We start from the raw sequence: 18,405 nt of genomic DNA, 5'->3' as shown, positions 1-18,405 counted from the left end.
CCAGCCTTCCTGCCGGAGTTCCGGAGCGAGCGATGACTTTCCGTCGTGCCGCCGCCGCCCTGTTCACGTGTGCGTGCGTGGCCGCCACGCCACGGGCGCAGCAGCCCTCGCCTGCCCAGGATCCAGAGCCGACCTTCCGCCTCCGCACCGACGCCGTCCTCGTGGACGTCGTCGTGCGTGGCGACGGCCGCCGCCCGGTCACGGGGCTGACCGCCGACGACTTCGAGATCCGCGAGGATGGGGTCGTCCAGTACGTCACCTCGTTCACGGCGCGGGAGTCGCAGGCCGTGCGGGTGATGACGGCCGGCGAGATCGACGCCCCGCCTCCCGGCGCGCGCGTGCGCCCTGACGACTCGATCGGCGACGCGGGCGTGGTGGCCATCGTGTTCGACAGGCTCACGCCGGAGTCGCGATGGCTCGCGCACCGTGCCGCGCGGCAGTTCATCGGCAACGGGCCCGAGGCGCCGGGTGTCATCGGCGTGTTCGGGATCGGCATGTCGCTGCAGCCGGTGGCCAACTTCACGCGCGACTACCGCCGCATCCGCCAGGCCGTGGACGTGCTCGGTCAGAACCAGGCCTTGCCGTTCGGGCAGGACCAGGCCGCCATCCTCGACCTGCAGGCGGGCGGGACCGGCGTGGGTGGCGGCGCCGTGCCGCCGCCGCTCGGGACGACGAGGCCCGGGACGATCGGCGACCTCCAGGCGATGCAGTTGCGGATGATGCTCGGCTTCGAGATGGCCGAGCGCGACTTCCGCAGCAACATCACGCAGGATGCGCTGCTGGCCGTCATCGGCACGATGGCCGACGTCCCCGGGCGCAAGAGCCTGGTGCTGCTGTCGGAGGGACTCGATCAGGGGCCGTCGCTGCGCGGGCGGCTGCAGGACGTAATCAACGCGGCCAACCGCGCCAACGTCGCGATTTACACCATCGATGCGGCCGGCCTACGGACGGTGTCGCCGCTCGAGGAGCCGCGCAACAGACTCCTGGCGATGGCGTCTGGCAACTCGGTGGGAAGCTTGGCCGGCGTCGAGCGCTTCGAGGCGCTGCTGATGTCCACGCCGGCCGCCTCGCTCGGTCGCCTGGCGCGCGACACCGGTGGCGCCTACCTCGAGTCGACCAACGACCTCGCGCGCGTGTTCACGCGCGTGTCCGAGGACATGGCCAACCACTACGTCCTCACGTACGTGTCGTCCAACCCGACCTACGACCGCAAGTACCGGCGCATCAAGGTGAAGGTCCGTCGCCCCGGCGTCACGGTGAGCGCCCGCCATGGCTACTACGCCGTGGCGCCGACCCGCGGCCTGGTCACGCACGCCTGGGAGGCCCCGGCCGTGTCGGCGCTCGAGGCCTCACGCTTGCCGAATGCCTTTCCGGTGCAACTCGAGCGCCTGGTGTTCCCGACGGCCGACTCGGACGTGTCGATCGTGCCGTTGCTCGTGCAGGCCGACGCGCGGCACTTCCGGTACGAGCAGGAGGGGGATCGGTATCGGGCCGAGGCCGTGTTCCTGCTTCGCATCCGCGACATCAACGGCCAGGTGCTCGCCAAGGCGAGCGACCAGTACGTGCTCGAAGGCGCCCTGGCCGACATGCCGGCATCGCAGGCACAGGTGATGCTGTTCCACCGGCAGGTGTCGCTGCCGCCGGGCACGTACGTCGTCGAGGCCGTGGTGCAGGACATGCAGGCCGAGCGTGCCAGCGTGCGCGTGGGGAGCCTCGACGTGCCCCGCCCGATGCCGGGGTTGCCGCGGCTCGGCAGCGTGTTCGTGGTGCAGCACGCGCAGCGGGGCGCGATGACGGGCACGCAGCGACGCAGTCCGTTGCTGCACGACGGCGTGCTGCTGTTTCCGCAGGTCGGGCAGACGGTCTCGCGGGCCCGTGCGGCCGATCTCACGTTTGCGTTCTCGGTGGTGCCGATGGGCGCACCGGTGTCCGGCGTCGACGTGGAGGTGGCCCGCGGCTCGCAGGTGGTCGGCGCGGCGCAACTCGCCCTCGGGCCGCCCGGCGAAGGAGGCCGGATCCAGCAGATCGCCTCACTGCCGGTGGCCGAACTCGCCCCCGGCACCTACGACCTGCGGGTCAGGGTGCCCGTCGCCGGGCACGTGCTCTCGCGCGCGACGCGGTTCACCGTGACCCCGTAGCGTGCTGGCGCCGGGCCGGGCATACCGGTGGGATGGCGGGTGCGGTATCCTCCGGGCAGCGATGGCGTTGTTTCACATGCTGTACCTCAGTCGCTCGACGCGCGACTGGACGATGGCGGAACTGGCGCAGTTGGTGGCGTACTCGCAGCGTCGCAACGAGCAGGACGGCCTCACCGGCCTCCTGCTGTACGGCCGCGGGCACTTTCTCCAGTTGCTCGAGGGACGCCGCCAGCCGCTCCTGCTGACCTACGACCGCATCGCCCGTGACGCGCGCCACACCGACATCGAGCTGTTGCTCGATGGCCCCATCCCTGCCCGGGTGTTCGAGGGGTGGGCGATGGGCCTGCTCAACGTCGATCAGTCCGGCGAGGTGGACCGCGACAGGTTCGATCGGCTGATCGCGGCGTTCGGGCCAAGGCAGGAGCCGCAGGCCGAGAACGCACTGGCGCTGTCGCTGTTGAAGGAATTCCGGGCGCACGCCACCGCGCGTCCGGCCGCCACCAGGCTACCCGACCTGGCCTGAGATGCCGTTTCCCGGTCAGGTCGACCCGCAAGGAGTGCCCGTGTCCTCGTCCTCGTCCGTCCTCTCCCGTCGCTCGATGCTCCAACTGGCGGGCCTGGCTGCCGCCGCGCCCCTCGGGTCGCTGGCCGTCAGCGTGCCGGCTGCCGCGCAGTCGACGGCCCCGAAGCCGCTGCCGCTCAAGATCGGCGTCGCGTCCTACTCGCTGCGCAAGTTCCCGCGCGACAAGGCGATCGCCGCGCTGAAGCAGCTCAACGTCAAGTACGTGACGATCAAGGACGTGCACCTGGCGCGCACCGACTCGCCCGAGCAGATCCGGGCGGCGCGCAAGGAGTTCGAGGACGCCGGCATCACCATCATGGGCGGCGGCACGCTCACGTGGAAGACGGCCGACGAGGCGGCGATGCGCAAGGACTTCGAGTACGCCAAGGCCGCCGGCATGCCGCTGGTGGTGTGCTCGCCGGCGCCGGACACCCTCGACCTGCTCGAGAAGATGGTCAAGGAGTTCGACATCAAGGCGGCCATCCACAACCACGGCACCGAAGACCCGTGGTGGCCCGCCCCGTCGGACGTGCTGAAGAAGATCGACAAGCGCGACCCGCGGATGGGCGTGTGCATGGACATCGGCCACGCGACGCGCGCCGGCGCCGACGTCGTCAAGACCGTGGCGCTGGCCGGGCCACGCCTGCTCGACCTGCACATCAAGGACCTGACCGACGGCACCAACAAGGACAGCCAGGTCGAGGTCGGGCGTGGGATCCTGCCGGTGGTCGGCGTGTTCAAGGAACTGGTCCGGACGAAGTTCGCCGGCCACGTCTCCCTCGAGTACGAGATCAAGGCCGACGACCCGGTGCCGGGGATGCTCGAGTCGCTGTCGTACATGCGAGGGATTGCCGCGGCCCTCGCGTAGGTTCCCGCGCTCTACAGGCAGGGCGCGGTGTCTCACCGCGCCGTTGGCGCGCTTTCCGGCAGGTCGCCCATGTCACCTACACCTCCTCGTCGACGGACCCTGGCGGCCGTACTCGCCGTCCTCCTCACGGGCGTGGTGTGGGCGCAGACGCGCCCCAATCCCGCCGCGCCGGGGCAGGGCGCGCAGCCCCCCCGTTTCGAGACGTCGTCGACCGCCATCGTCGTGGACGTCGTCGTGCGCGACGGCAAGGGCCAGCTGGTCACCGACCTCACGCCCGAGGACTTCGAGCTCTACGAGGACGGCCTGCGGCAGACCGTCGGGTCGTTCTCGATCGCCAACCGCGGCGCCGGCATCGCCGTGGCGGCGCGCAAGCGCGACGGCGTGACGCGCGTCGGTGGGGCATCCGGTGACGCTGCCGCGAATCCGGCTGCGGTCCCCGATGCGGCCGGGCTCACGGCGCTGGTGTTCGACCGCCTGTCGGCCGACAACCGCGCGCTGGCCCAGCGGGCGGCCCTGAGCGGCATCCCGATGACCGCCGACGCGCTGCCCGACGCGATGGGCGTCTTCGCCATCGACCTGCAGGTCAACCTGGTGCAGCCCTTCACGCGTGACCCCGCTGCCGTGCGCGCGGGGCTGCAGCGCATCGGCGGGCTCAATGCCTCGCAGTTCCAGCAGCGGGACCGGCGCATCGTGGAACTGCAGGAGCGACGGCAGGTGCTCGGCCCGGAGCTGACGGCCACCGTGGCCGCCAACCGCGGCAATCCCGGCCCGACCGGCACGCAGGCGATCGGCAGCATCGAGGTGGAACTCGCGCAGAACCGCATGGAGTCGCGGATGCTCGAGATCTTCGACACGCTCGAGCGTGAGCAGCAGGGGTACAGCACCACCAATGCGCTGCTGGCGGTGGTGGCCAGCCTGCAGGACACGCCGGGCCGCAAGACGATCGTCTTCTTCTCCGAGGGCCTGGCCGTCCCGCCGGCCGCCCAGGCGGCGTTCCGGTCGGTGGTCGACACGGCCAACCGCGCCAACGTGACCATCTACACCGTGGACGCGTCCGGGCTGCGCGCCGAGAGCACGGTGGGCGACGTGCGCCGGGAGATGACGGCGGCTGGTGTCGATCGCATCGTGCAGAACGAATCGGGCTCGCTGCCGCTGACCGGCTCGATGCTGCGCATCCTCGAGCGCAACGAGGACATGCTCAGGATGGACCCGCACACCGGCCTGGGCGACCTGGCGCGCGACACCGGCGGCTTCCTGGTGCGCGACACCAACAACCTGCAGTCGGCGTTCAAGCGCATCGACGAGGACATGCGCTTCCACTACGTGCTCACGTACGCGCCGTCGAACCAGCAGTTCGACGGCCAGTTCCGCACGATCGACGTGAAGGTGAAGCGCCCGGCGACGCGCGTCTTCGCGCGTCGCGGCTACTTCGCCGTGCGATCGCTGAGCCCCATGCCGATCCTCGGCTACGAGAGCGTGCCGCTGGCCCTGCTCGACAGGACGCCGCTGCCCAACGCGTTCCCGATCAGCGCCGGCGGCCTGTCGTTCCCCGAGGCCGCCCGGCCCGGCCTGACGCCGATCCTGGTGGCCCTGCGCGTGGACGCCCTCGCCTACGACAAGGACGAGGCGCAGGGCACGTACGCGGCCGAGGCCGTGATCGTCGTGCGCGTCCGCGACACGCGCGGGCGCGTCGCCTACAAGACCAGCCAGCAGTACCTGCTCTCGGGGCGCATCGAGGAACTCGCGTCGGCCAGAAGCGGCGAGATCCTGTTCTACCGCCAGCCGGAGCTCCTGCCCGGCGCCTACAGCGTCGAGGCGATGGTGTACGACGCCCGGTCGCAGCGCAGCAGCGCGCGCATCTCCACCGTGACGGTGCCCTCGCCCGGGGCCGCCCACCCGCGCGTCAGCAGCGTGGTGATCGTGCGGCGCGCCGAGCAGGTGGCGGCGGCCGACCGCGACGAGAAGAACCCGCTCTACGTCGGCGATCTGCTGCTGTACCCCGACGTCGGCGTGCCGGTCCGCACCAGGCAGGATCGCGAACTGGCCTTCTTCTTCACGGCGTATGGCCGGCCGGGCTCGCGCCCCGCGATTCGCCTCGAGCTGCTGTCGCAGGGCCGGGTGGTCAGTGCGCTACCGATGACGCCGACCGCGCTCGACGCGCGCGGGCAGCTGCCGCAACTGCAGCGCATCCCGATCGACGGCTTGCCGCGCGGCGTGTACCAGTTGCGCGTGCTCGTCGAGGACGAGCGCGGCAGCGACAGCAAGACCGCGACGTTCAGCATCGATTGACGTTTGACGTTTGACGTCTGACATTTGACGTTTGACGTCGAGCGCCGGACGCGAAACGCTCGACGCCCGAACACCCAGCCACCACCCGACGTAGCCGTCGACCTTCAGGTCGACGGTCAGGGAACGTCAGGAAGGTGCCCAGTCAGCGCGCCTTGCGATTCCGCCACACGTCCACCACCGAGTCCATCGGCCTGCCGAACGCGAACGAGCCGACCACCAGATCGGGCCGTCCGTCCTTGTCGATGTCGCCGACGTCGAGCGTCGCGTAGGCAGGAGTGCCGACCTTGATCGGGTGGCGGGCCCACGTGCCCGGCGCCGTCTGCTCCAGCCACACCACCGCGGGCAGCGTGGCCTCGGCGGGGCCACCGCCGCCGGCCACCATCGCCGCCGCCGCGATGTCGAGGTCGCCGTCGCCGTCGAGGTCGGCCGCCAGGGCGCGATGCGCGCCGGGCAGCGAGGCAATCGACGTCGCCACATACGGGAAACTGCCCCGGTTCTCGAGCAACGTGATGCCGTGATACGGCTTCAGGATGAAGTCGTCGAACGTGTCGCCGTGCGTGTGCAGCACGTCGAGGTCGCCGTCCTTGTCCATGTCGACCAGCTCGATGCCCGACGACCCCCAGTTCGGGTGGGGCCCCTCGAAGATCGTCTCGGTGCGGAAGGTGCCGTTGCCCGCGTTGACCAGCGCCGCCACCGTCTCGTGCTCCTGCGCGAAGAGCACGACGATGTCGGGCCGGCCGTCGGCGTTGAGGTCGGTGACCGGCACGTGGATGGCGCCGTGGCGGCGATCGAGCTCGGCGATCAGGAACTGCGGGGACTTCCAGTCCTTCGTCTGGTTCTGCAGCAGGAGCAGGCTGCCGGTCTTCCGCCAGCCGAACACGGCGGCCACGAGATCGAGGTCGCCGTCGCCGTCGAAGTCGGCGGCGCGGACGTCGGCGACCCGTCCGAGCTGGCGGGCGAGCGTGATGGGCGTGTAGGCGCCGTCCTTGCCGCGCCGCAGCCACACGATGGCGCCGTTGGTGTGATCGGCGGGCTGGAACGACCCGAGGTCGCCGACCAGCAGGTCCTGCAGGCCGTCCTTGTCGAGGTCGACGCGCTCGATGTGCGACGGATGCGGCACTTCGGCGATCACGCGAAGCGTTGCCCCTTTGGACGTCGGGCCAGCCATCACCAGGCCGGCGCGCATGTCCGACGCGACGATCTCGGCGGCGCCGTCGCCATCGAGATCGAGCAGCCGGACGTTGGCCACGGCGGGCAGCGAGGCCCCGGGCTGTCCCTCGAGGCGCAGGGCCTCGCGGTCGAAGTCCGCCGGTGATGGCCCGGCGGGCCACGGCGTGTGGGCCGGCAGTGCCTCCGGCGCGCCCTGCTCGTAGAAGCGCTGGATGCGGAGCATGTCGGGCGGCAACGGGATCATCGCCGTGGCGGCGCCCATCATCCCGGCCGGCTCCGGGACGCCATCCATGATCAGCTGCATGCGGACCAGCTCGTCGCGCCAGGCGGCGCGCGGCAGGATGTCGGGCGGCGGCATCCTGTGGCACACCGTGCCGCATCGCTGGCGCACTTCGGCCTCGGTGGCGACCGGCAGATCGGGCGGCAGGGCGGCCGGGCCGCCAGTCGTCGCCGTCGCGGCGGGTGAGGCGCTCGGATAGACTGCCGGGGCACCCCCCAGCAGGGCGAGGGCGATCAGCCAGCGCAGCGCCGGTCGTCGCGCTCGGTCCCAGGCCTGCAGGTGCATGTCCGCCAGTCTAGCCTCTCCCATGTCCGACGCCGCGAACCCCGAACCCGCCGCACCACGCCGCCCCGTGGCGTGGCTGGTCGCCGGCGTGCTCCTCGCGGCCCTGATGGTCGTCGGCGCGTCGTGGTACGCCCGGCTCGAGGTCCGCCGGTTGCGCGACGAGCAGGTCGCGCTCACCGAGCGGCATCGCCTCGACACGCTGCAGCTGATCCGCATCGCCAGCAACGTCGCCACCATCGAGGACACGTTGCGCGACATGGTCGACCGCAGCGAGCCGTATCCGCTCTCGGCGTGGCAGCAGACGTTCGCCCGCCTGCGCGTCGACCTCGATCAGGCGCTCACCCGCGAGCGCGACCTCGCGCCCGTCGCGCGACCTGCCGCGCAGGCGCGCCAGCTCGACGAGGCCGCGGCGCGCCTGTGGGCGGCCATCGATCGCGGCTTCGCTGCCGCCCGCGCCTCGCGCGACGACGAGGCGATTGCCATCTTCACCTCCGATGGCACGGCGCGGCAGGCCGAACTGGCGCACCAGGTGTCGCAGTTGCTGATCGCCAACACGCGCGCCGACGACGAGGGGACGGCGCGGGCGCGGGCCGTGTACGACGCGGTCGACCGCCAGATGCTCTGGCTCAGCGTCGGCCTGGTGTTCGCGCTGCTCCTGGCCGGGGGCACGGTGGTCCACGCCGTGCGACGCAGCATCATCGCGCTCCAACAGGTGTCGGCCGAACGCCGGGCACTCTCCTGGCGCATGATCCGCCTCCAGGAGGACGTGCAGTCGGCGCTCGCCCGGGAGCTCCACGACGAGTTCGGGCAGGTGCTGACCGCGCTCGGCTTCGGGCTGTCGCGCACCCGCCGGCGGGTGGAGCAGGGCGCGGCGCCGGCCGCCACGCTTGCCGGCGAGCTGGGCGAACTGCAGGACCTCGCCAAGCAGGTCCTCGACGGCATCCGCCAGCGATCGCGCGCCTTGCACCCGGTGGTCCTCGACGACTTCGGGCTCGAGCACGCGCTGCGGTCGCACGTCGAACTCGTGGCGCGCCAGACCGGACTGCCCATCGTGGTGGAGACGACCGGCGACTTCGCGGGCCTGCCCGGCGAGATGGCGACACACCTCTACCGCATCCTGCAGGAAGCGCTCACCAACGTCGTCCGCCATTCCGGCGCGTCCGAGGTGGCCGTCAGCGCACATCGCGGCGAGCACCATCTCGAACTCACGGTGGAGGACGATGGCCGGGGGCTGGGAGAGGCGGGTTCGAGGCCCGGCCTGGGGCTGACGAGCATGCGCGAGCGCGCCGCGCTCATGGGGGGCACCCTGCTCCTCGGCGCCTCCCCGCTGGGCGGCACGCGGGTGCGCGTGCGGGTGCCCGTACCGATTCCGCCGTCGGCGACGGCATGATCAGGGCGGTCGGAAGATTCCAGGATTTCAGAATGGCAGAATTTCATTACCATCTCGATCACCTGGCCGAGCCTCCTCACGCCATCATGAAATTCTGCAATTCTGCGATTCTGGGAGTCTGCCTGTGATCCGCGTCATCCTCGTCGACGATCATGCCCTCGTGCGCCAGGGGTTCAGGCGGATTCTCGAGGAGGAGCCGGGCTTCACGGTGGTCGGCGAGGCCGGCAATGCCCAGGACGGCGTCGCCCTCGCGCGCCAGGCCAGGCCCGACGTCGTCCTGATGGACATGTCGATGCCCGACGCCAACGGCATCCACGCGGCACGCGAGATCCTTCGCGACAGGCCGGAGACACGCATTCTCGTGCTGAGCATGTACTCGGACGCGCAGTACGTCCGCAGTGCGCTCGACGCCGGCGTCTCGGGGTACATCCTCAAGAGCGCGCTCGAGACCGACCTCACCCGCGCCGTGCGTGCCGTGGCGGGCGGACAGCAGTACCTGAGCCCCGAACTCTCGCACGTGCTGATTCGGGCGCTGCGCGAGAAGCAGGATCAGCAGGGCGAAGACGACGCGTTCGACAAGCTGACGCAGCGGGAAAAGCAGGTCCTGCAGCTGATCGCGCACGGCAAGTCCAACAAGGAGATCGCGTCGCTGCTCAACCTGTCGGTCAACACGGTCGCGGTGCATCGCGCGAACCTGATGAGCACGCTCGGCGTCCACAAGGCCGCGGAACTCGTGCTGTACGCTGTTCGCAAGGGGCTCGTGCTGCCCGAGTAGTAGTCACGGCTGACGGCTCGAGGCTCATGGCTCACGGCTCAAGGGGCGAAGGGTGGAGGCGGAAGACGGAAGTCCGAAGGCCGAAGGCCGCATGACGAAGGCCGATCGCCCCCTGACGAAGGCCGCCGGGCGCGCGTGGGCGCTCGTGTTCGTCTGCGCCCTCGGCGTGTTGCTCACCGCGCAGACGCCCGCGCCGCGCATCACGCTCACCGACGTCACGCAGCAGGCGGGCATCGCGGTCGTGCACCGGAACGGCGCGGCGGGCCGCAAGTTCCTGCCCGAGACGATGGGCGCCGGCGCGGCGTTCCTCGACTACGACAACGACGGCGACCAGGACGTGCTGTTCGTGCACGGGTTGTTCCCCGGGGGCGGCGGCAATCGTTGGGCCACCCTGTACCGGAACGACGGTACGGGGCGCTTTGCCGACGTGTCCATTGCCACGGGGCTGCAACCGCAGGCTCAGGGCTCAGGGCTCAAGGGGCAAACAAAGCAGGCTCAGGGCTCAGGGCTCAAGGCTCAGACAGCGTCGACTGCCGACCGCCGACTGCCGACTGCCGACACGCCCTTACGGTATGGCATGGGCGTGGCTGCCGCCGACATGGACAACGACGGCTGGACCGACGTCGTGCTGACCTCGGTGGGCGGGATCACGCTGCTGCGCAACGAGCGTGGTGAGCGGTTCACCGACGTCACGGCACGTGCGGGGCTGGCGGCGCACCGTGGATTCAGCACCTGCGCGTTGTGGGTCGACGTCGATCGCGACGGCCTGGTCGACCTGCTCGTGTGCAACTACGTGCAGTGGACGCCGCAGACCGACCTCTACTGCAGCGCCGATGGCCGGCAGAAGACCTACTGCACGCCGCAGGCGTACCGCGGCAGCACGTCGTGGCTCTTCCGCAACGCGGGGCAGGGGCGCTTCGTCGACGTCACGGCGAAGGCCGGCCTGTTCGACGTGACGGGCAAGGCGCTCGGCGCCACCGTGCTCGACCACGACAGCGACGGCTGGCCGGACCTGTTCGTCGCCAACGACACGGTGCCCAACCGGCTGTACCGCAACAACCACGACGGCACGTTCGCGGAACTCGGCCTGCAGAGCGGCGTGGCGTTCAGCACCGACGGCCGGGCGCGGGCCGGGATGGGCGTCGATGCCGCCGACGTCGACAACTCCGGCCGGGCGTCGGTGGCCGTCACCAACTTCTCGGGCGAGATGCTGGGACTGTTCGTGCCACAGGAGGCCGGCGTCTACGTCGATGCGGCGCCGCAGAGCGCGGTCGGGCGGGCGACCCGCCAGACCCTGGGCTGGGGCTGCTTCTTCTTCGACGTCAACCTCGACGGGTGGCAGGACCTGCTCGTGGTGAACGGCCAGCTCGACCCGTCGCTGACGCGCTCGCCCGGCGAGGCGTCGCCGCCTCATCTGTTCGTCAACCGCCAGGGCCGCTTCGACGACGTGGCCCGCGCGGCCGGACCGGCGTTCGCGGCGGCACGCATCGGCCGTGGGGCGGCGTTCGCCGACGTGGACGGCGACGGCGATCCGGACGTGGTCGTGACGTCCAACGGCGGGCCCGCGCAGCTGTTCCGCAACGACTCGACTCCACGGGGCGGCGTGGTCGGCCTGCGGCTCCGGGGCACCGCGGCCAATCGCGACGCCGTGGGCACGCGCGTCACCGGCGTGGCCAACGGCCAGCGTGTCAGCCGCGTCGTGCGGACCGGATCGAGCTACCTGTCGCAGTCCGAACTCGTCCTCACCGTCGGGCTGGGAGCCGCCACGGCGCTCGAGCAGGTCGTCGTCGAGTGGCCGGGGCGACCACCCGAACGGCTGGGTCGGCTGGCGGCCGGGAGCCGGTATGACGTGGTGGAGGGGCGGGGTGTGGTGGGCCGGACGGCGTACCGCCGCTGATACAATCGAGGTTTGGGTCCGGTGCCGCCGGCCCAGACCTACTGCCCATGACCTCCGACGAGCGCATCTCGGTGCGCGGCGCGCGCGTCCACAACCTCAAGAACATCGACGTCGATCTGCCGCGCGATCGCCTGGTCGTGATCACCGGGCTTTCGGGGTCGGGCAAGTCGTCGCTCGCCTTCGACACGATCTATGCCGAGGGCCAGCGCCGGTACGTCGAGTCGATGTCGGCGTATGCGCGCCAGTTCCTCGAGCAGATGGAGAAGCCCGACGTCGACCTGATCGACGGGCTGTCGCCGGCGATCTCCATCGAGCAGAAGACGACCGCGTCCAATCCGCGGTCGACGGTGGGCACGGTCACCGAGATCTACGATTACCTGCGGCTGCTGTTTGCCAACCTCGGGCAGCCGCACTGCCCGAAGTGCGGCTTGCCGATCGCCAGCCAGTCGGTGGACCGCATCCTCGACCTCGCGCGCCAGTTCCCCGGCGACGAGCGGATCAACGTGCTCGCGCCCGTGGTGCGCGGCCGCAAGGGCGAGTTCAAGAAGGAACTGGCGGCGTGGCGGCAGCGCGGTTTCACGCGCGTGCGCGTCGACGGCGAGCTGAAGTCGCTCGAGGACGAGATCGTCCTGGACAAGCGCCGCAACCACACGCTCGACGTCGTCGTGGATCGGCTGATCGTCAAGCCCGGCATGGAGCGGCGCCTCGGCGAGTCGATCGAGACGGCGCTGGCGCTGGCCAACGACCTCGTGATCATCAACACGTGGGATGGCGGCGATCGCCTGTACTCACGTCGCCTCGCGTGCGCCGACTGCGGCATCAGCGTGCCCGAGCTGACGCCGCGCGCCTTCTCGTTCAACTCGCCGCACGGCGCGTGCGGGACGTGCCAGGGCCTCGGATCGGTGTACGACTTCGACCCCGGACGCGTGATCCCGGATCCCGGCAAGTCGCTCGCCGAGGGCGCGGTGGAGCCGTGGGCGAAGGGCGACGTGAAGCTGGTGCGCGATGCACTGGCGCGTCTCCACGAGGTGCACGGCATCGATCCAGAGGTGCCGATCCGCAAGCTGTCGAAGAAGGCGCGCGAGATCCTGCTGCTGGGCGCCCCGGGCGCGCAGGCGCCGTCTGGCAAGCGCCGCAAGGCGCCGGCCGATCCCTTCGGCGCCGATTTCGAGGGCCTGCTGCCGAACCTCCGTCGGCGCTACGACGAGGGCACGTGGACCGAACGGGAGGCGCTGGAGCCGTATCGCGCGCTGGCGACGTGCCCGTCGTGCGAGGGCGCCCGCCTCAAGGCGGAGAGCCGCGCGGTGCGCGTCAAGGGCCACACGATCGTCGAGCTCACGTCCCTGCCGGTGAGCGAGTCGTCGAAGGTGTTCGACGGTCTCGAGCTGGCGCCGCGCGAGGAGCTCATCGCCGGACGCATCCTGAAGGAGATCCGTGAGCGGCTGCGGTTCCTCAACGACGTCGGCGTCGGCTACCTCACGCTGGCCCGATCGGCGGTGACCCTCTCGGGTGGCGAGGGCCAGCGCATCCGCCTGGCGACGCAGATCGGGTCGAGCCTGAGCGGCGTGCTGTACGTGCTGGACGAGCCGTCGATCGGGCTGCACCAGCGCGACAACCGTCGGCTGCTGCAGACGCTCGAGCGGCTGCGCGACCTCGGCAACACGGTGCTCGTCGTCGAGCACGACGAGGAGACGATCCGCACGGCCGACTACCTCGTGGACCTCGGCCCGGGGGCCGGCGAGCACGGCGGCGAGCTGCTGTTCCAGGGCACCCCCGCGGAGCTGCTGGCGAGCAGCGACGCGAGCGTCACCGGGATGTACCTGCGCGGCGAGCGCACGATCGTGGCACCCCGCACGCGCCGCGCACCCGGCAAGGCCGCCCTGCGCATCACCGGCGCCCGCGAGCACAACCTGCAGGACCTCGACGTGACGTTCCCGCTCGGGCTGTTCATCGCCGTCACCGGCGTGAGCGGATCGGGCAAGAGCACGCTCGTCAACGAGATCCTCTACAAGACGCTCGCCCGGGAGTTGTATCGCGCCACCGACGCCCCGGGCGCGCACGATCGCATCGACGGGCTGCAACACATCGACAAGGTCATCCAGATCGACCAGTCGCCGATCGGCCGGACGCCGCGCAGCAACCCGGCGACCTACATCGGCCTGTTCACGTTCATGCGCGACCTGTTCGCGATGCTGCCCGAGTCGCGCCAGCGGGGCTACAAGCCCGGTCGCTTCTCGTTCAACGTCAAGGGCGGCCGGTGCGAGGCGTGCCAGGGCGACGGCGTGATGGCCATCGAGATGCACTTCCTGCCCGACGTCTACGTGACGTGCGAGCAGTGCAAGGGCCGCCGCTACAACCGCGAGACGCTCGAGGTGCGCTACCGCGGCAAGTCGATCGCCGACCTCCTCGAGCTGACCGTCGACCAGGCGCTGCCGCTCCTCGAGAGCTTCCCGTCCATCGCCAACAAGCTGCGCACGCTGCAGCAGGTGGGCCTGGGCTACATCGAGCTGGGGCAATCGGCCACGACCCTGAGCGGCGGGGAAGCCCAGCGGGTGAAGCTGGCCAAGGAACTGTCGCGCCGCGGCACCGGCCGGACCTTGTACATCCTCGACGAGCCGACCACGGGGTTGCACTTCGAGGATGTCGCCAAACTGCTCGACGTGCTCCATCAACTGGTGGACCAGGGCAACACCATCGTGGTCATCGAGCACAACCTCGACGTCGTCAGGTCGGCCGACCACGTGATCGACCTGGGACCCGAGGGCGGGAGCGGCGGCGGTCGCGTGGTGGCTCATGGCACGCCCGAGCAGGTGGCGCGGGTGAAAGGCTCCCATACCGGTGCCTTTCTGGCCGAAGCCACGCCGGCCCCTACAGGTCGTGGACGGCGGAACCGAGACGTCAGTGTGGTTGCATAGCCACACTCCATCAGGGATGAGCGTGTCACGAGCGCAACAGTGACCTTGACCGGTGACCGGCTCCAAGCTCGTGTTTAGGTTGCAAATGGCTGTGATGATTGGACTTGCTGGAATGTTGGCGAAACGAGTCGTCGCGGTATCAGTCTTGCTTGTAGAGCGCCCGGCAGCAGTTCGGTGCCCTTTGATCTGAGAGCTGAATGACTTCGCAGCGGACTCTTCGTCGTTCCATCACCTGCGCCGGGATTGGCCTGCACTCGGGCCACCGCGTCACCCTGACGCTCCGGCCGGCGCCTGCCGATTACGGCATCCGTTTCCGTCGCGCCGACCTCGGGGGCCTCGAAATCCCGGCCCGCGTCGAGCACGTCGCCAGCCTCAACTACGCGACCGGCCTTTCGTTCGCGGGCGCCAGCGTCGAGACCGTCGAGCACCTGCTCGCGGCCCTCGTCAGCCAGGGCGTCGACAACGTCGCCATCGAGCTCAACACTCCCGAAGTGCCCATCATGGACGGCAGTTCGGCGCCGTTCGTGTACCTGTTGCAGGAAGCCGGCATCAAGAAGCTGGGCGCGCCTCGTCGCTACCTGAAGGTCCTCCGCCCCATCAGCCTGGCCAAGGGCGACAAGCACATCGCGATCTACCCGGCCGACGACTTCCGCATCAGCTACACCATCAGCTTCGACCACCCGTTGCTGCGCCACCAGAGCCGCTCCATCGTGGTCACCCCGGACTCGTTCGCCGAAGAACTCGCGCCGGCGCGGACCTTCGGCTTCCTGAAGGACCTCGAGATGCTCCGCCAGCAGGGCCTGACCCTCGGCGGCTCCCTCGACAACGCGGTGGTGCTCGGCGAGACCGGCGTGCTCAACAACACGCTCCGCTTCGACGACGAGTTCGTTCGCCACAAGATCCTCGACGCGATCGGCGACCTCGCGCTCGTGGGCGCGCCGATCATCGGCCATGTCGTCGCTCACCGGGGCGGCCATGCCCTGCACACGGCGCTCGGCACCTCGCTCCTCGAACAGCGCGACGCCTGGACGTACGTGGAGGCGCCGCAGGCCGCCACCGACGTCGTGGGCGTGCCCGTGACGGTGGTCAGCTAGGCAGACAGCACCCGGGCGGCCTTGTGGCCGTCAGGACGACGAGGGCGGCTCCGCGGAGCCGCCTTTTTCGTTTTCGGGAGTCGGGAATCGGGAGTCCGGAGTCGGGAATCGGGAGTCGGGAGTCGGGAGTCGGGAGTCCGAACCCGGCACCCGGTCGTGTTAACGCTCCGCGCCCTGCCGACGTCCTTCTTCTGACACGTGTCCCTTCCGCCAACCGCCCGCGAGGCGCCGCGGGCGTCCACCTGGACGCCGGCCGACGATGTGCCGCTGGTCCTCGCGGCACAGGCAGGTGACCTCGTGGCCTTCGACGCCCTGTACCGTCGGCATGCGCGGGTCGTGCACGGCGTGCTGCTCGGGCGCGCCACCCGCGAACAGGTCGACGACCTCGTCCAGGACGTCTTCCTGGCCGCCTGGCGGCAACTGGGCACGCTGCGGGACCCTGCTGCCTTCGCAGGCTGGGTGGTGGCCATCGCGCGCCACCAGCGCATCGACAGCGCGCGCCGACAGGCCCGCAGTCTCGTGCAGGCATCGCCGGCCATCGATGGTCCGGATCGTCTCGACGCGGCGGTCGGCGAGCGAGGTGAGGCGACCGCCATCGCACGGCTGGACGCCGCCCGGGCGCTCGAGGCCATCCGGCAGTTGCCCGACGCCTATCGCGAATCGCTCGTGCTGCGGCTGGTGGAGGGGATGACCGGCCCGGAGATTGCTTCGCGTACCGGCCTCACGCCCGACTCGGTGCGCGTCAACCTGTGCCGGGGGATGAAGTTGCTGCGGCAGGCCCTCGACCCTGCGCCTGCCAGGAGATCGCCGTGAGCACTGACCCGCTGGACGACGAGCAGTACCTCTGGGATGGCACCGGCGTGCCGGACCCGGACGTGCAGCGCCTCGAGGCGCTGCTCGCACCGCTCGCCGCGCGTCCGGAGCCGCTGGCGCTGGCCTTGTCAGCGTCGGGGGCGTCGTGGTCACCGTTGCCGTGGCGGTCCTGCCTGGCAGCCGCCGCGGTGGTGCTGGTGGCCGTCGGCGTGGCGACGCGGATGCCGCGCCCCGACGTCGGAGGCGACCCCTGGCGGGTGGCACGCGTGGAAGGCCTGCCGACACTGGCCGCCGCCCCCCTCGCCCGCCACGCGCGCATCGCCGAGGGGCGCTGGATCGAGACCGGCGCGGGAGCGTCGGCAGTGATGTTCGTGGGCCGCATCGGCAGGCTGGAGGTGGCTCCCGGGTCTCGCCTCCGCGTCACGACGGCGGCGCCCGGCGATCACCGCGCCGAGCTGGTGCGCGGCACGATTCAGGCGCAGATCTGGGCGCCGCCCGGACAGTTCGTGATCGACACGCCGTCGGCCACCACCGTCGACCTCGGCTGCGCCTACACGCTGACCGTGGACGACGCCGGGCGCGGCCTCATCACCGTCGAGGGCGGCTGGGTCGGCTTCGAGCACCAGGGCCGAGAGGCGTTCATCCCCGCTGGCGCCACCGGACGCACCTACCCTGGCCGCGGCCCGGGCATCCCGGCCTACGTCGACGCCCCCGCCGCCCTTCGCGAGGCCGTCGATGCGCTCGACCTGGCCGACGACGTCGTCGCCCAGGCCGGCCCCCTGACGGTCGTGCTCCGGGAGGCGCGTCGCGAGGACGCGCTGACGCTGTGGCACCTGCTGACGCGCGTGGACGCCTCGCTGGTGCCGCAGGTCGTCGACCGCCTGGACACCCTCGTGCCGATGCCTGCCGGCGTGACGCGTGAGGGCGTGCTGGCCGGCAACCGCGCCATGCGCGACGCGTGGTGGGACGCGCTCGGCCTCGGCACCACCTCCTGGTGGCGCACCTGGCGGCAGCAGTGGAACGACGGGAGGTGACGGTTGACGTCTGACGGTTGACGGTTAACGCGAACGCCGATCGTCGAACAGGCCGCCCACCGTACGTGGCCGTCGACCTTGAGGTCGACGGTCAGGACTCCTCGAGGGAGGCAGGCGCGACCGAGGAATGGCGGTCGGTTAACGTTCTCGGCTCGTGCTCGTCCTTCCTGCACGTTCACGCATTCGCAGGAGGAGACCTTCATGACCAGGACCATCGCTTCGTGGCTCGGATCGCTGTCGCTCGTTGCCGCGGTGCTCATCACCACTCCCACGCCGGCGCTGGCCGGGCCGCCGCTCATCTGCCATCCGTTCGACATCGGCACGGCCAGGTCGCTGCCGTTCGGCGACACGAGCGAGGGCTGGCGCGGCTGGAACGCGACGGCGCCGTCGTACGACCGCGCGCGACTGGTCGCCGACACGCTCGCGCTGCTCACGCCGACCACGCCGGTCATCGTGCGCATGGAGACGTTGCGCCGCGCGTCGGCGTATGCGGCCGAATCGCCCGCCCTGGCGTCGGCGTTGCTCGCGGCGCTCGAGGCGCGCGCGCCCAAGGTGGCGCGCACGAAGGCAGAGGGGCTGGCGTTGTTCGACGCGGGCTACCTGGTGGAGACCTACAGGCAGCTCGGCGATCGAGGCGTGGCGATGAAGGTGTCGCTGCAGGGCAAGGACGGCTACGCGATGGTGCGGGCGGCCATGGCGCAGGCACCCGACGATGCCGCCCTGCACTTCGCGGCGGCCCTGATGACGACGGCGCCGGACAAGAAGGCGGCGCACCTGCAGCACCTCGCCAAGGCGCGGCAGGGCGCCCGCGCCGACACGCTGCTCGCGCGCAACCTCACGACGCACGACATGGCGGAATAACGATGGTGTAGGTGCCGGCCCTGGCCGGCAGTCA

13 protein-coding genes are annotated in these 18,405 nt (G+C 70.7%); 12 read left to right on the top strand and 1 reads right to left on the bottom strand.

Annotated features, from left to right (window positions below; genetic code table 11):
* Positions 1 to 32 precede the first annotated feature (32 nt).
* The 4 genes from TBR22_RS22290 to TBR22_RS22275 all read left to right on the top strand — a co-directional run bounded on the left by TBR22_RS22290 (position 33) and on the right by TBR22_RS22275 (position 5,857).
* Complete coding sequence (locus tag TBR22_RS22290) at positions 33 to 2,138, top strand: VWA domain-containing protein (protein WP_239490040.1); 2,106 nt, start codon at positions 33 to 35, stop codon at positions 2,136 to 2,138.
* A 61-nt stretch (positions 2,139 to 2,199) separates the two neighbouring features.
* Positions 2,200 to 2,661 (top strand): BLUF domain-containing protein, encoded by a 462-nt coding sequence (locus tag TBR22_RS22285; protein WP_239490039.1) that lies wholly within the window; start codon positions 2,200 to 2,202, stop codon positions 2,659 to 2,661.
* A gap of 40 nt (positions 2,662 to 2,701) precedes the next feature.
* On the top strand, positions 2,702 to 3,568 hold the full coding sequence (locus TBR22_RS22280; protein ID WP_239490038.1) for a sugar phosphate isomerase/epimerase: 867 nt from the start codon (positions 2,702 to 2,704) through the stop codon (positions 3,566 to 3,568).
* Positions 3,569 to 3,637: 69 nt separating this feature from the next.
* Positions 3,638 to 5,857: a VWA domain-containing protein gene (locus TBR22_RS22275; RefSeq protein ID WP_239490037.1), complete on the top strand. Its 2,220-nt coding sequence runs from the start codon at positions 3,638 to 3,640 to the stop codon at positions 5,855 to 5,857.
* A 142-nt stretch (positions 5,858 to 5,999) separates the two neighbouring features.
* Here the strand turns inward: TBR22_RS22275 and TBR22_RS22270 are convergent, their stop codons facing one another.
* A complete protein-coding gene (locus TBR22_RS22270; protein ID WP_239490036.1) occupies positions 6,000 to 7,592 on the bottom strand; it encodes a VCBS repeat-containing protein in 1,593 nt (530 codons plus the stop codon).
* A 22-nt stretch (positions 7,593 to 7,614) separates the two neighbouring features.
* On the opposite strand from TBR22_RS22270, the gene TBR22_RS22265 reads away from it, so the two are divergent.
* From TBR22_RS22265 to TBR22_RS22230, 8 genes are all read left to right on the top strand, one after another.
* On the top strand, positions 7,615 to 8,982 hold the full coding sequence (locus tag TBR22_RS22265) for a sensor histidine kinase (protein ID WP_239490035.1): 1,368 nt from the start codon (positions 7,615 to 7,617) through the stop codon (positions 8,980 to 8,982).
* Between the two features lie 124 nt (positions 8,983 to 9,106).
* Complete coding sequence (locus TBR22_RS22260) at positions 9,107 to 9,757, top strand: response regulator transcription factor (RefSeq protein WP_239490034.1); 651 nt, start codon at positions 9,107 to 9,109, stop codon at positions 9,755 to 9,757.
* 91 nt (positions 9,758 to 9,848) lie between these two features.
* Complete coding sequence (locus TBR22_RS22255) at positions 9,849 to 11,654, top strand: CRTAC1 family protein (RefSeq protein ID WP_239490033.1); 1,806 nt, start codon at positions 9,849 to 9,851, stop codon at positions 11,652 to 11,654.
* 47 nt (positions 11,655 to 11,701) lie between these two features.
* A complete protein-coding gene (gene uvrA, locus TBR22_RS22250; RefSeq protein ID WP_239490032.1) occupies positions 11,702 to 14,569 on the top strand; it encodes an excinuclease ABC subunit UvrA in 2,868 nt (955 codons plus the stop codon).
* Positions 14,570 to 14,766: 197 nt separating this feature from the next.
* Positions 14,767 to 15,663, top strand: a complete 897-nt coding sequence (lpxC, locus tag TBR22_RS22245) for a UDP-3-O-acyl-N-acetylglucosamine deacetylase (RefSeq protein WP_239490031.1) — start codon at positions 14,767 to 14,769, stop codon at positions 15,661 to 15,663.
* A 198-nt stretch (positions 15,664 to 15,861) separates the two neighbouring features.
* On the top strand, positions 15,862 to 16,476 hold the full coding sequence (locus tag TBR22_RS22240) for an RNA polymerase sigma factor (protein WP_239490030.1): 615 nt from the start codon (positions 15,862 to 15,864) through the stop codon (positions 16,474 to 16,476).
* Complete coding sequence (locus TBR22_RS22235) at positions 16,473 to 17,510, top strand: hypothetical protein (RefSeq protein WP_239490029.1); 1,038 nt, start codon at positions 16,473 to 16,475, stop codon at positions 17,508 to 17,510. The genes TBR22_RS22240 and TBR22_RS22235 overlap by 4 nt, the downstream gene beginning before the upstream one ends.
* A 201-nt stretch (positions 17,511 to 17,711) precedes the next feature.
* Positions 17,712 to 18,371, top strand: coding sequence for a hypothetical protein (locus TBR22_RS22230; protein ID WP_239490028.1), 660 nt, complete (start codon positions 17,712 to 17,714; stop codon positions 18,369 to 18,371).
* Positions 18,372 to 18,405 lie beyond the last annotated feature (34 nt).

Source organism: Luteitalea sp. TBR-22 (assembly GCF_016865485.1).
Taxonomy (GTDB): domain Bacteria; phylum Acidobacteriota; class Vicinamibacteria; order Vicinamibacterales; family Vicinamibacteraceae; genus Luteitalea.
This window is presented reverse-complemented; position numbering and strand designations above follow the sequence as displayed.